Source organism: Paenibacillus sp. MER 180 (assembly GCF_023713665.1).
In the GTDB taxonomy this organism is placed as follows: domain Bacteria; phylum Bacillota; class Bacilli; order Paenibacillales; family Paenibacillaceae; genus Paenibacillus_B; species Paenibacillus_B suaedae.
This window is the reverse complement of record NZ_JAMAVT010000005.1, coordinates 34,409-47,466: the sequence shown is the minus strand read 5'-3', so window position 1 is coordinate 47,466 and position 13,058 is coordinate 34,409. Positions and strand designations below refer to the sequence as shown.

Here is a 13,058-nt window from a genome sequence, read left to right as displayed (position 1 = left end):
CTTATAAATCGAGTGTTTTTATTTGTTAGGAATTCGCATAGTATCATGAGGAAGATCATATTCGATTGAATTTCTAAAAAGATAATCGACTAGAGTTACGGACGTTTTTGTAAATGTATCCATGCATGATCTGGCCAACACATATGCTGTTCGCTTCAGTGGCACACTAAGGAAAATGATAAGTAGGTGTGTCATGAGAAAGTGCATACAAGCCATAGTTGTATTCGTGCTGATGTTCGTATGGTCGACACCCTCTAGTGGATGGCCGACAAATTCGTCCTATACAGCTGCGTTTATTCGCAACAATGATTTATGGATAACTAGCGGCACACAAGAGACACAGATCACAACAGGGGAGTACATCCGGAATCCCAAATGGTCGCATGACGGGATGTGGGTCGCTTTTACAAAAGGCAAGGAAGAAAATGAGGTTTGGGTATACCATATGACTACGAAATCGCTTCGAAGAGTAGGAAAGGGTCAGAATATACAGTGGTCGCCCAAGCACGGCATAGTCGCATTTCAAACCGATTACACGCTTCGAATGGCCAATGTGGATACACCTAGCACCCCAATTGTGACAACGATAGAAGACAACATCGGGAACTATGCTTGGAATCCGAGCGGAAATGGTTTTTTGGTATCCACACTCTCTAAGCTGCTGCCAACTGGGAAATGGGAGGATATATTGTTATATCGTATTGGCCTAGACACCGAAACAGGTACACCCAATAAAGTACTGCTGTATCGGATTCCCAATCAAACTGATGATTTCTTCGCCGTGTTAACCAGCACATTTAAATGGTCTCCTGATAGGAAATGGATCGCCTTTATTGCTGTTCCCACTGCTTCATTATCTGCAGATAGCAATACACTCTGCTTGCTGTCTTCAGATGGGACAACCTTTCTGAAAGTAGGAACAATGCTCCATGATGAAGAATGGTTCAACTGGGCACCAAGTGCAAATCAACTTGCTTATATTGCGGGTGAGGGAAGAGAAGCAACAAGCAATAAAAAATTGACCTTATTAAGCAGCTTGACACCAATGAAACAGCAAATCTATACTCCTGCGGGCAAAGTAGAGACTGGTTTCACTTGGTACAATGATCGTACAATTGTCGCGTCGAGAGCTGACGAAGCGTTGTGGTCAAGCGATGCGGAGAAGAGGCCGTTGCCTAAGCTTGTGAAGGTTGACCTTGATTCAGGGCAACAAGCGATGCTGTCGGCTCCCGCCATGGGATTCGGCGATTATGCGCCTGTGTTCGTGGAAGATGGAAGGAAGGTAGCGTGGATTCGAAGTAATCGTTCGACAGCAGATGTTATGCTGTCAAGACCTGATGGCAAGAATGCGCATGTGTGGATTCCAAATCTGACACTCGGGACCAATTACTATGAGCGATGGAATTGGAGTGAGGTATTTCAACCTTATGGGACGAGTGATTAGGGGGTTCCATCGGCACATCCTGCTCATGCATCGAGGGTTCTAGTCGAACGATGTAAAAAAGACGGGGAGTTCGCTCCTCGTCTTTTGTCTTGTCTATGTCGTAAACAATCTTATTTATCATCATCGTCATCATCATCGTCGTCATCGTCATCATCATCGTCGCTGTCATACTCATCGTCGTCATCATCATCATCATCATCGTCGCTGACATACTCATCGTCATCATCATCGTCGTCAACGTCATCATCATCATCGTCGCTGACATACTCATCATCGTCTTCGTCGTCAACGTCGTAACTGTCAGCCTCATCACCATCATCGTCGTCATCATCATCGTTGTCGCTATTCAGTTCGTCTTCCTCGTCATCACCCAATTTAATGCCAGTCTTCTCACCATTAACTAGCTCGACTTCGACATCCTCAACATGATCCCAATCGATTTGTTCTAGAAAAGACGCAAGGTCACTGCCTTCATCAGTCTTAAATTCGACTTTCTCCCCGTCGGCATATTCGACTTCAACGCTGTCGATATCCTCCAACTTTTTAATCTTGTTTACATATTCATTCTTACTCAATCGGATCAATCCTCTCTTGATTGATTTGGAAGCAGTATGAGCGTTCCTTCTATTCTATGTTCATATCCTGTAAGGGTATGGACAAATAAAAGTGTTAGAGTGTGGAATTTTCATATGTTTGTAGTACAGATGACAACCGTATATTTTCATCTATAAACCTCCAGAAGCCCTTACTTGGGAGAGTTGAGAATCATATAGTGATGTATGGCTGTTAACAGATAAAGGAGCGAGCAAAATGAAGGGGTTAATCCTCAGTGCTGGCAAGGGTTCACGGGTTCAACCATTTTCATTCACGACCCCTAAACCTTTGCTTCCCGTTGCCAATGTTCCGCTTCTCTATTACTGCATCGAAAAGCTTATAGAAGTGGGGATACGAGAGGTTGGAATCGTGATTCAACCTGGACACCATATGTTATTCCAGGAACAGTTGGGAAGAGGGGAACGTTGGGGAGTAGAGATTACGTATATTTTCCAATATACGCCTCTTGGTATTGCAGATGCAGTTAGACAGGCGGAAAGCTACATTGGCTGGAGTGATTTTGTACTTATGCTCGGAGATAATCTAATCACGGAGTCACTATCAGGACTCGTGGAAGTTGTAGCGCACAAAAAACACGATGCGTGCATGCTACTAGGACAGGTTGCTCATCCGCAAGATTATGGAATCGTAGAAGTTAGGGATGATCAAGTAGTAGGACTAGAAGAGAAGCCGAAGCATCCAAAATCAAATTTAGCTTCTCTCGGGGCATATGTGTTCACGCCGCAGCTATTTCAAGCTGTACGTTCGATATCTCCCTCTCCGAGGGGAGAATATGAGATTACACACGCCATTCAATGGTTGATAGACTATCAATTCTCAATTGGCTACACGATTACGGACAAGAACCATACTGATATTGGAACGATAGGACGATGGCTGGAGGCGAACCACTGGGTACTGGAAGACATAAGGGATAGAGATTTACATGAATTGCGGTTGCAATATCCGGGATGTCGCCTGATCCCACCAGTTGTAATCGATTCTACCAGTGAATTGAAAGACTGTATCATAGGACCCTATGTAACTATTGGTCCAAGAGCTAAGATTAATCACTGCAGTATCGAGAACAGCATTGTGCTTCAGGATGTCAGCATCACGGATGTACAGCTTAATAAAGTGATCGCGAATCAACACGCTATCGCATCACCATCCGGGGGGTGAACAGCATGGATATTTTAGTAGTAGGTCTCGGGTATGTCGGAACAACGACTGCTCTAGCTTTTGCTGAAAATGGTTGGAAAATAGCAGGATTTGATACGGATCATTCAAAGCTTTGTTCTTTAGAGAAGGGAGATCTTCCTTTCTACGAGCCCGGTCTAGTAGAACTGTTGCAGAAGTATGTGGATCAGGGCAACATCCAATTTGTAAGCGATGCTAAGGAAGCGATTGAGAAGCATCACATTCTTTTTATTTGTGTGGGTACACCGTCACGAGAAGACGGGAGTGCTGATCTAACATATATACAGCAGGTGTCCGAATGGATTGGCGAACATATGCAGGAACACAAAGTCATTGTAGTCAAAAGTACAGTGCCAGTGGGCACTCAGAAACGAATCAAGGAATGGGTTGCTAACAAGCAAACCAAACCAATCTCATTCGACGTCGTATCCAATCCCGAATTCCTCCGAGAAGGCAGTGCACTTCATGATGCGCTCCATCCTGATCGAATTATTCTAGGCAGTGATTCGCAAGCTGCGGCCGATGTCGTAAGCAGCCTGTACCGAAGGTATACGTGTCCAATCATTCGAACAGAGCCATCTACTGCAGAGCTCATCAAATATGCCTCGAATGCCTTTCTAGCGACCAAAATTTCCTATGTAAACGAACTGGCCAGACTGTGTGATCAATGTGGTGTATCGATAACAGATGTAGCACAAGGAATGGGGTTAGATCCTCGAATCGGTTCTTCCTTCTTACGTGCAGGCATCGGATACGGGGGTTCGTGCTTCCCTAAAGACGTCAACGCATTGCTGAGTTCAGCAGAGCAGTATGGCATCCATCTTAGCTTGTTAGAGAAAGTAGTTCACATTAATCGAACGCAGTTTGCTTATTTTCTTACAAAGCTGACAGCGAAGCTCGGCACCCTTGATGGAAAAAAGGTCGCAATCCTCGGACTAACCTTTAAACCAGGAACGGATGATTTACGAGAAGCGCCTTCGCTAGCGATCATTACCCAATTATGGAACAGCGGTGCCACTATAAGCGTTCATGATCCCGTCGCTGCACTTCCTCCCAACTATCCAACAGCTAGGTTGACACAGTATTCTCATATTTTGGATGCATTGCACAATGCGGATGCTGCTATCATTTGCACCGAGTGGGCGGTATACGAATCTATGAATTGGAGTGAGGCCCTCCCTATCATGCGAACTCCTATTCTGTTAGATGGCCGAAATATGCTCAGAGCAAATGAGATGCAAGCAATTGGATACGATTATGAAGGAGTGGGTGGGCACAAGTAGAGAGAAGAGTATGAAATGTTCCGTTAGAAATAGATAAGGAGGAGAGTAGTCGAATATGTATATATTGGTGACGGGAGCTGCTGGATTCATCGGCTCCCATCTCTGTGAACGGCTGCTGCTGGATGAACATGTACACGTTATTGGCATTGATGGCTATATTGACTCGTCAACACCGCGCCCTCAGAGGGAACTCAATCTAAGCTCATTGCGAACTCATGATAGATTTACCTTTCACGAAACAAATTTATTGCAATCTAATAATGAACTGCTGCTGAAGGATGTCGACGTCGTGTGCCACCTCGCAGGCATGCCGGGCGTGAGATCGAGCTGGGGGCCGGATTTTCTTCACTATGCCTCTCACAATATTGTGGCAACACAGCGGCTGTTGGAAGCGTGCAAGTCGAGCCCGGTACGCAAATTTATTTATGCTTCTACGTCATCCGTGTATGGAGAAAAGACGGGGAGAGTGGATGAAGGGGCGATCACGGAGCCATTGTCGCCGTATGGCGTCAGCAAATTAACTGGGGAGAACCTGTGCCGCGTATATTTGCATAATGATGGGATTCCCGTAACGATACTTCGCTTTTTTACTGTATATGGGCCAAGACAGCGTCCTGATATGGCCTTTCACCGCTTTATTCATCAAATGATTCACGGTGAACCGATCACCTTATTTGGTGATGGAAGCCAAACACGCGACTTTACTTATGTATCCGATTGTGTTGAGGGAATTGCAGCCGCTGTTCATACGGATGGTATTCTGGGACAAATATTGAATATTGGCGGCAAGCAGCGAGCGTCAATTATGGATTGCATTCATATGTTGCAGCAGCTGATTCCACATCAAGCAGGCATTCAATATATGGGAAGAACTTATGGGGAGCCAAGCCACACATGGGCAGATATCAGTAAGGCGCAGAAGCTGCTCGCTTACGATCCACAAATCGATCTGCTACAGGGGCTAGAGCGGGAGGTTGCATCGATTCGACAATTGTACGGACTATAACGGAGGAGGTGGCGCCGAGTTGCCGGCGCCACAGTTATGACAGCAGTAAATCAACCCCATACCTCTAATATTTCTTGAGCGACACGCTGCCACACGAACCGTGTCTCTGCAATTCTTCTTCCTCGCAGCCCCATTTGTCTGCATTCATCCATATTTGCAAGAAGATGATTCAGCTTATTCGCATATTCTAGTGGATTCTCTGGGTCTTCAACTAGAAGACCATTTCCCTGAAGAATCACTTCAGGATTACCGCCGCGAGAGGTCGTAAGGAATGGAAGGCCAGCTGCCATCGCTTCATAATGTACTCTCGCGAGTGGTTCATTCCATATTGAGGTGCATACAAATATATCTGCTGCACAGAACCAGCGATGGACTTCGTTCGCCTGCACATAGCCGGTTGTAATCACAGGAACAGGAGAGCGAGCCGCAATTGCTCTTACGTATCCAATATAGTCACTGACTTTATTATCGCTGTACCATGCGCCGCCAACTACGACTAATACAGCATCTGAATGTTTCAGATGTGACATCGCACGCACAAGCACATGCGGGCCTTTATTACGAGACAATCGCCCAACAAATAAAATAACTTTCTTCGAATTCAGCTGATACTCTGTACGAAGGCTATTGCGTGCCTGGCGAGCAGAATCGGATTCAATCCAAGGAGCGAATAGGGAGAGGTCTGCTGCGGAATATATTGTACGTATTTTCGCTGCGGCGTGAGGGTGATATCTGCATATTTCCTGTCCTATATAATTGCTTATGGTAATAATAGCATCCGTTTGTTCGACAACGGCTCTTCCTTCTTCCGGATGAATCTTGCCAGGATGGAACATGTCATTGTGCATACTTAAGACGATTCGGGCATGAGGTGCTATACTCCGCACAGGGAGAACAAGTCGTGGGCGATTAAAGATATGGATCAGATCGTATTGCTTGCCATTCTGAGCGAGAAATCGAATAACTCCTTCGGCATATACCTCGAATAGTCCCTCCGAAGGAATGCGAACATACGGAATCCCATCGACCACTTCAACATCAGGCAGTTCCGGATCCGATCTACCGACTATCGTAAGGTGATGACTCCGGCTCAACAGCGAGCTTACTCCTCCGATATAGGTCTGAATGGCGCCGCCCCTAATATTCGGGACAGGAAGCTTCTCCGTACAGATCATTAATATGTTCACGCCGTATGCTTCCTCCTGTCTTATCCCGTTTTACCGGAACGTGATTTTTTTCTAGATTTGCGTATCGCTGCTGAACGGGAGATCCGCTTCTTCCGACCGACGAATGTGCGGGACAACTTTGTTCTCTGGATTCGGCGCAGGATCGAAGATTTTTTGCGGCGCTTGCGGCGAATAGCAAGACGTCTTCGCGTAAGCACTCTTCTTGAGCGGTGGCGGCGTATTCTTCTACGCTTGCGGCGAGCAGTTCTACGGCGGCGGACGGCATAGATCGTATCAGGAGTAAGAGTGAGGGTAGGGAAGAGCGGAAGCGCTTCATTAGCGGAAGCGGCAACGGCTGTCTCCTCGGCGTGTAGCTGCTGTGCAGGGACCTCTTGAGGGACAGCTGCGTCAATTACTTCAGCTGGTAATAGGCTCGACACTGCATTCTCGAATTGACCGACGGCATCAGGTAGTAGGGTAGATATTGTATCAGGAACAATTTCTCCGGCTGGCTGAAGAGCAGGATCAGATGATTGTTCGGGTAGCGAAGGAAGCTTGTCGAATACAAGTTCTCCGTTAGCATATTCGATACCAGGCATGGTAAACTGCCACATTGATGATTCAGGAACTTGCGAATAATCTCCGGGTTCATAATTTTCGATGTCGCCAGCAAGCTCGTTTAGGGCCTGCCATTTGGTGCTCTCTGTAGCAAGTACACGTTGCAGAATACCTTCCAATTCCATACTCATGAAGGTGGTTGGGTCAAATACGATTTCTTTGACATGCTTATAGAATTCGTTCGGGAACGCCATATCCAAGCAGAGCAGCTCGAACGTTTCTCGATCCATTGGGTTCGCTTCATGATAAGCGCCTATCATTCCGCGAATCCAGGTTGTATCCCAGTAGCCCATATCATCCATCGTACTTGTAATCAGTTTGCGTAAATCACGAAAAGGAAGGTCGTATGCGACCCCATCCAAGTCAATAACCCATATTCCACCTGGGCCCATTTGGCCATTAGACCATCCATAGTCTTGATGCACTAATCCCCAATAGGGTTCACCCATTGCCACCATTTTGAAATATTTCGATACATTCAGCAATCGATCTAATGTCTCTTTGGCCTGAGTTTCGAAACTATCTACGACTTCGAGTAGTTTCTGACTGACAGGATATTCGGTATAAACGGCGGCAATGTCACGGAACCAGCCGATTTTGGCGATGATCTTCTCATAATATGCTGGCCATTTGTATAGTCTTGAGGACTTGCCGGCACTTGAAGGAGGAATGTATCCTTTCGAGAACTTATGGAATTCACCGAGACCGTAGCAGAGAAGAGCAGCTCCTTCTAAGTCAACCTTCGACACAGGCTGCATGGGCTCAACCCAGTCCGTTACAATCCACAGCTTTCCGCCAGTCTCAACATAGATATCGTTCTCAACCGTCCGGATGAGTGCTGGTACGCGAGCACCTTGCTCAACCAGATATTGCTGTGCACCGATGCTGAATAGACTGCGAGCAGGAGTACGATGAAGGACTTTAAGGCTTCGTGGCCCATGATTCGTTTCAATTCGCCAGATCGCACCGCCCTTGTCAGGTTTAGAGGTAATCAGCACCATGCTGGACACTTGCATATCATATTTCGTTATCACATAACGTGCTGCTTCTTCAACCTCGGGAGGCACATATTGTTCCAGAATCGTGCCGGGTGGTACGGTATCAATAAGATGTTCCCACGGTTCTATATGAAATTGAACCAACGGCATTCCCTCCACATCGATTTTAGTCACGCTTAGGAAATAGTAATTGACGATACACATCCAGCATTTTACTTGTGATTTGTGCGACATGAAATCTTTGCATGACGAATGTTCGTCCGGACTGAACCATCGCGTTCTTTTCTTCGAAGTCCATATTCCAGATTCGTTCAATATGTGCCGTCAATAGTCCCTTCGGTACGGAATTGGCAGAATGGTGATCCCCGAACCAAGAGTTCCACGCTTGTTCATAACAGCTTGCATCTACGACCCCAAGATAACCTTTACTCCCCGAACAAATAAGAGGACGTTGACAGGCCATTGCTTCTAATGCGATGCGCCCCGTACCGATCACACAATCGCTTATGGCGTAACAAGCCCTCATATTCAGCATTTCTCCCGGATAGATGATGAAGGAATCTCCAGCTTGATGACGCTCCTTCTCGACGAGCTTAACGACCTGTTCTTGATGGATACCGCCGCCTACAATCAGAAGGACGATAGGGCTGACTGATTTTTTGCGTAGTGCAGATGTCGCTTGGATGACGTCTTTGCATATATCTGCCTTCTCCCATGTTAGACGGCCTACATACATGACGACGAAGGCATTATTTGGAATGCCCAGTTTGCTTCGCAAATACCGCTGATAGGCTTCGGGGTAACTGCTGAATTCCACTGCATCGAGTCCATTCGGGATAAGATGGGACGTAATGCCATCCATGTTCAGTGAGTGCTCGATCGCTGGACTGACACTTACAAAAGTGGTATTTGGCTTCAACTTCTGCATATGCGATGCATCATAATAACAGCCATGAACGGTAAAGACAAAGGGGATATTCATCTCCTCAGCTGCGCGCTTAGCAAGCTCTCCGGAAGGGTGTTGATGCGCGTGTATAATTTGAATGCGTTCCGTGCTAATAATCATTTTTAATACATCGAGATGCAGCTTTGCATTTTGGACATCAGGCTCATAATTATCAAGCACGAAATCAACCTCATAGTACGGACAGCCGAGACCAATGAAGGAATCCAATATCTTGCCTCGCTTGCCTGCTACTGCTACGACTGCCCCGCTCCGAATAAGCTCTCGCGTCAATGAGAGTGTGTAAGTCTCGGTACCTCCAATATTGAATTGATCGATAATCATTAATATACGCGGCGGCCATTGTACAGGAGGGGGGCGATATAAGGGGGCAGCAGGTTCTGAAAGGGTAACCGAAGTAGAGTGTTGTGTGGTATTGATAATCTTTTTGCGTCTAGGATTTTCGCGCTTTCTTTGATTCTTTGTTACATTCGGTGTCCGTTTTTTTCTCTGCATTGGTTCACGCCCTTTATAAGGGGATTAGCGTATAGTATATTCATATGTCATAGGAACAAAAGTGAAAGGTACAATCGTATATTTTGGAAATTGTCCTGCTTATTCCACCATTGTAATGCCAATACTGAAGTAGTTTCGAATATAGTGAATAGCAGAGTCTACTTGCTTCGTGTTAAGCAAGAAGAAGGAGATGTGAGTATGGAGCCATCACTCGATATGATCACAGACGAATCGCTGCGAACAGCAGCAGCTATCGATTTCGTTTGTCAACATTTCTCCTTAGGGGAATTGGTAGGCATAGGAGATAGGTTAAAAGGCTCATATAATATTAATCTGAAAATAACGACAACAAATGGGGAATTCGTTGTACGTTTTATTAGCTCATCCGTAAGTGAAGCTCACCTTCAATATGTCTCGAATCTGCTTGCGAAGCTAGAGAATGAAGGGATTCCTGTACCTCGTCCTGTTCAGGATGAGAAGGGTATGAGCTTTGTAGAGCTTGATGGGAAGCGGGTTCAAGTTACGCCATTTGTACAAGGTAGATCGTTCTTGTGCCGGGAGCAGCAAGTGCATTCGAGTGCAAGTATGCTTCGAAGATTCCATCATATTCTGGGAGATGAGCCGCCGGGCCCACTTCCTGAATGGTCATTCTACCATAAAAGCAGCGATTTAAGGGAACGGTTGAGCCGGCTTCGAGAATTGCCGACAATTCCTAGCAAGGAGCATGCAGAAGTATCGCGTGTCATGAACCGAGTACTTCATAAATACGACAAAGATGCATCGTTGCTGCCTCGGACAATCATCCACGGTGATTGGCATTTCTGGAATCAGAAGTACATTCGCAATGAAGTGAGCTGTGTGCTGGATTTTGACTTTGTACGGAACGGAACACGCCTCTTCGACATTGCCTATTCGATATGGGTAATCTACTTATTGCTGCCGAATTATGCGAGTACCTTCGACGCCAGTTTCCTAACTGGATATGGGAAGCTGTCCGATATTGAGATATACTTGCTCCCTGCTGCTGTGTCTCGAATCAGTTTGTTTTTCCTAAGCCAATCCATTCATTCCGCAGAACCCGATGTGAAGTGGAAGCATCAATATAGGAAGCAAATGCCGTTTCTGGAATGGATGGAGAAAGAGGGGAAGGCTAGGATTCGAAGCTTGGCTTCAGCAGTTCAAGCATAGGTTGACAAATCCGGTCACAACGCACAAAATGGGCAGTACTCGTTACATGAAGCGAATACAGCTTAGCTAAGCAGGTGGTTGATCATTGTTCAATGCCTGCTTAGCTCTGTAATTGTAGTGAGGATCTGTTACAATGGGAGGAAATGTTACCATTTCACAGGAGTAGATCGCATGAGAGAAATTACGATACTTATTGCAGAGGACGAGAAGGAAATAGCTGATTTAATCGCTTATCATCTTGAGAAGGAAGGCTATCATTGTATCATTGCGACAGATGGTGAGGAAGCAGTACATGCTGTTCATCGCCATTCCATTGATTTGGCGATACTCGATATTATGATGCCGAAGCTGGATGGCTATGAAGTTACCCGGCAAATCCGAGAACAGAACCATATGCCCATCATATTTGTAAGCGCCAAGACAAGCGACTTGGATAAAATCACGGGTCTGGTTAGAGGAGCGGATGATTATATGACCAAGCCGTTCAACCCCATGGAGTTGGTTGCTCGGGTGAATGCACATCTGCGGCGCAGCATGCAGTTCAATTCTTCTGCTGCATCAGCTCGCAATGTACTGGAGAACGGCGGACTTGTTATGAACCTCGAGCAGCGCTCGGTTCGGCTGTATGATGAACCGATTGAACTTACACCGAAAGAATTCGATATCTTGCACCTGCTCGCGAGCTCCCCGAAGAAGGTATTCAGCTCGGAGCATATTTTTCAACAGGTGTGGGGCGAAGCTTATTTTGAGAATGCGAATACGGTCATGGTGCATATTCGTACACTTCGCAAAAAGTTGAAAGAAGATACCGCGAAAAACAAATTAATCAAAACAGTCTGGGGAGTAGGTTACACGTTCAATGGGTAAAATCATTCGCAGCTTCCGTGCTAAAATGCTGTTCCTTTTTGGTGTCAGTATCCTTCTATCCGGAGGAATCATTTTCTTACTATACAAACTTCTTCAGATGTATTATCACACCATGAAGTACGAACATCCATTAACCTCCGTTCGATATTTCATTAGGGATATAGGGGATATTAATTTCTTTTTACTTATTTTCACACCGCTTGCGATCTTGTTTTTCTTCTTGCTTACGAAGCGGTATGCAGTATACTTTAACATGATTTCTGATGGAATTAACCAGCTTGCCAACGGAGATTTCGCAAGTCCAGTACATATCGAATCCAAAGATGAATTCGGGGTTATCGCGAAAGACATTAACTTGGCCAAGATTAAGCTGCAGCAGGCGGTTGAGAGAGGAGACTTTGCTGAGAACAGCAAGGATCAATTGGTCATGAATTTGGCACATGATTTGCGTACTCCACTAACGTCTATCCTTGGGTACCTGGATCTCATTCTTCGAGATAAAAAACTAACAGAAGAACAAATCATCCATTACACGGAAATCGCTTATACTAAATCGCAACGATTGGAGAAACTCATCGATCAGTTATTTGAAGTAACGAGAATGAATTATGGTACAGCGGCCATTGAGAGGCATCGAATGGATGTAAGTGAGCTTCTCATACAGGTTACCGAGGAACTATATCCCGTTCTAGAGAAGAATGGTTTACAGGTTCGTTTGAATATACCGTCACACATGTATATTTGCGGAAATGGAAAGATGCTAGCGAGAGTATTCGAGAATCTACTGTCTAACGCGAATCGCTACGGAAGTGATGGGAAGTTTGTAGATATTCAAGCCCAAATCGTGTTGAATGAGGTGATTGTGAAGGTGATTAATTATGGGGATCAAATCAAGCCGGAGCATATCCCTCATTTGTTTGACATGTTCTATACCGCTGATCAAGCCCGATCCCAGCAAGGGGATAGCACAGGCTTAGGCTTATTCATTACGAAGAATATCATTTCACAGCATGATGGAACGATATCCGTTCAGAGTGATGCGGTACGAACGATTTTCGAAGTGCGCTTGCCTTATCACAACGATGATTCTCTCTTAGCCCAAAAACGTTAATTTAAGAAAAACTTTATTTTTACCCCACTTTTTCTTTAAACAGTTTGCTCTATTCTAAGTGCAGGATAAGAGAAGCGTTGAGAGAAAGTGGGTTTTTTCATGTTTATGTGGATGCTTCATACTA

The 13,058-nt window shown here is 45.5% G+C and carries 11 protein-coding genes; 7 read left to right on the top strand and 4 right to left on the bottom strand.

Annotation, left to right across the window (positions count from 1 at the left end; translation table 11 throughout):
• Nucleotides 1-193 precede the first annotated feature (193 nt).
• Nucleotides 194-1,444 (top strand): TolB-like translocation protein, encoded by a 1,251-nt coding sequence (locus M3661_RS09540; protein WP_065292534.1) that lies wholly within the window; start codon nucleotides 194-196, stop codon nucleotides 1,442-1,444.
• 110 nt (nucleotides 1,445-1,554) lie between these two features.
• On the opposite strand, the gene M3661_RS09535 is transcribed toward M3661_RS09540, so the two are convergent.
• Nucleotides 1,555-2,019, bottom strand: a complete 465-nt coding sequence (locus M3661_RS09535) for a hypothetical protein (RefSeq protein WP_251484079.1) — start codon at nucleotides 2,017-2,019, stop codon at nucleotides 1,555-1,557.
• 235 nt (nucleotides 2,020-2,254) lie between these two features.
• Here M3661_RS09535 and M3661_RS09530 point away from each other — a divergent pair, with 235 nt between their 5' ends.
• The 3 genes from M3661_RS09530 to M3661_RS09520 are packed head-to-tail and all read left to right on the top strand — an operon-like array spanning nucleotide 2,255 to nucleotide 5,527.
• Nucleotides 2,255-3,220 (top strand): sugar phosphate nucleotidyltransferase, encoded by a 966-nt coding sequence (locus M3661_RS09530; RefSeq protein ID WP_251484077.1) that lies wholly within the window; start codon nucleotides 2,255-2,257, stop codon nucleotides 3,218-3,220.
• A gap of 5 nt (nucleotides 3,221-3,225) precedes the next feature.
• On the top strand, nucleotides 3,226-4,521 hold the full coding sequence (locus M3661_RS09525) for a UDP-glucose dehydrogenase family protein (RefSeq protein WP_251484075.1): 1,296 nt from the start codon (nucleotides 3,226-3,228) through the stop codon (nucleotides 4,519-4,521).
• A gap of 55 nt (nucleotides 4,522-4,576) precedes the next feature.
• On the top strand, nucleotides 4,577-5,527 hold the full coding sequence (locus M3661_RS09520) for an NAD-dependent epimerase/dehydratase family protein (protein ID WP_065292780.1): 951 nt from the start codon (nucleotides 4,577-4,579) through the stop codon (nucleotides 5,525-5,527).
• A 50-nt stretch (nucleotides 5,528-5,577) separates the two neighbouring features.
• On the opposite strand, the gene M3661_RS09515 is transcribed toward M3661_RS09520, so the two are convergent.
• The 3 genes from M3661_RS09515 to M3661_RS09505 are packed head-to-tail and all read right to left on the bottom strand — an operon-like array spanning nucleotide 5,578 to nucleotide 9,768.
• Nucleotides 5,578-6,714 carry a glycosyltransferase family 4 protein gene (locus M3661_RS09515; protein ID WP_065292779.1) on the bottom strand — a complete coding sequence of 379 codons (1,137 nt, stop codon included), beginning with the start codon at nucleotides 6,712-6,714 and terminating at the stop codon, nucleotides 5,578-5,580.
• A 20-nt stretch (nucleotides 6,715-6,734) separates the two neighbouring features.
• Nucleotides 6,735-8,459 (bottom strand): CotS family spore coat protein, encoded by a 1,725-nt coding sequence (locus M3661_RS09510; protein ID WP_251484073.1) that lies wholly within the window; start codon nucleotides 8,457-8,459, stop codon nucleotides 6,735-6,737.
• 16 nt (nucleotides 8,460-8,475) lie between these two features.
• On the bottom strand, nucleotides 8,476-9,768 hold the full coding sequence (locus tag M3661_RS09505) for a glycosyltransferase (protein WP_251484071.1): 1,293 nt from the start codon (nucleotides 9,766-9,768) through the stop codon (nucleotides 8,476-8,478).
• 198 nt (nucleotides 9,769-9,966) lie between these two features.
• On the opposite strand from M3661_RS09505, the gene M3661_RS09500 reads away from it, so the two are divergent.
• The 3 genes from M3661_RS09500 (at nucleotide 9,967) to M3661_RS09490 (ending at nucleotide 12,934) form a co-directional block, all read left to right on the top strand.
• Nucleotides 9,967-10,956: a phosphotransferase gene (locus tag M3661_RS09500; RefSeq protein ID WP_251484069.1), complete on the top strand. Its 990-nt coding sequence runs from the start codon at nucleotides 9,967-9,969 to the stop codon at nucleotides 10,954-10,956.
• 171 nt (nucleotides 10,957-11,127) lie between these two features.
• On the top strand, nucleotides 11,128-11,823 hold the full coding sequence (locus M3661_RS09495; protein WP_065292775.1) for a response regulator transcription factor: 696 nt from the start codon (nucleotides 11,128-11,130) through the stop codon (nucleotides 11,821-11,823).
• On the top strand, nucleotides 11,816-12,934 hold the full coding sequence (locus M3661_RS09490; protein ID WP_251484067.1) for a HAMP domain-containing sensor histidine kinase: 1,119 nt from the start codon (nucleotides 11,816-11,818) through the stop codon (nucleotides 12,932-12,934). The genes M3661_RS09495 and M3661_RS09490 overlap by 8 nt, the downstream gene beginning before the upstream one ends.
• The last annotated feature ends 124 nt before the right edge of the window (nucleotides 12,935-13,058 follow it).

Coding starts and splice junctions, on each gene's coding strand:
- M3661_RS09520 (WP_065292780.1), top strand. CDS start 4,577: ATGTATATATTGGTGACGGGAGCTGCTGGATTCATCGGCTCCCATCTC.
- M3661_RS09505 (WP_251484071.1), bottom strand. CDS start 9,768: ATGCAGAGAAAAAAACGGACACCGAATGTAACAAAGAATCAAAGAAAG.
- M3661_RS09500 (WP_251484069.1), top strand. CDS start 9,967: ATGGAGCCATCACTCGATATGATCACAGACGAATCGCTGCGAACAGCA.
- M3661_RS09525 (WP_251484075.1), top strand. CDS start 3,226: ATGGATATTTTAGTAGTAGGTCTCGGGTATGTCGGAACAACGACTGCT.
- M3661_RS09530 (WP_251484077.1), top strand. CDS start 2,255: ATGAAGGGGTTAATCCTCAGTGCTGGCAAGGGTTCACGGGTTCAACCA.
- M3661_RS09490 (WP_251484067.1), top strand. CDS start 11,816: ATGGGTAAAATCATTCGCAGCTTCCGTGCTAAAATGCTGTTCCTTTTT.
- M3661_RS09495 (WP_065292775.1), top strand. CDS start 11,128: ATGAGAGAAATTACGATACTTATTGCAGAGGACGAGAAGGAAATAGCT.
- M3661_RS09510 (WP_251484073.1), bottom strand. CDS start 8,459: ATGCCGTTGGTTCAATTTCATATAGAACCGTGGGAACATCTTATTGAT.
- M3661_RS09540 (WP_065292534.1), top strand. CDS start 194: ATGAGAAAGTGCATACAAGCCATAGTTGTATTCGTGCTGATGTTCGTA.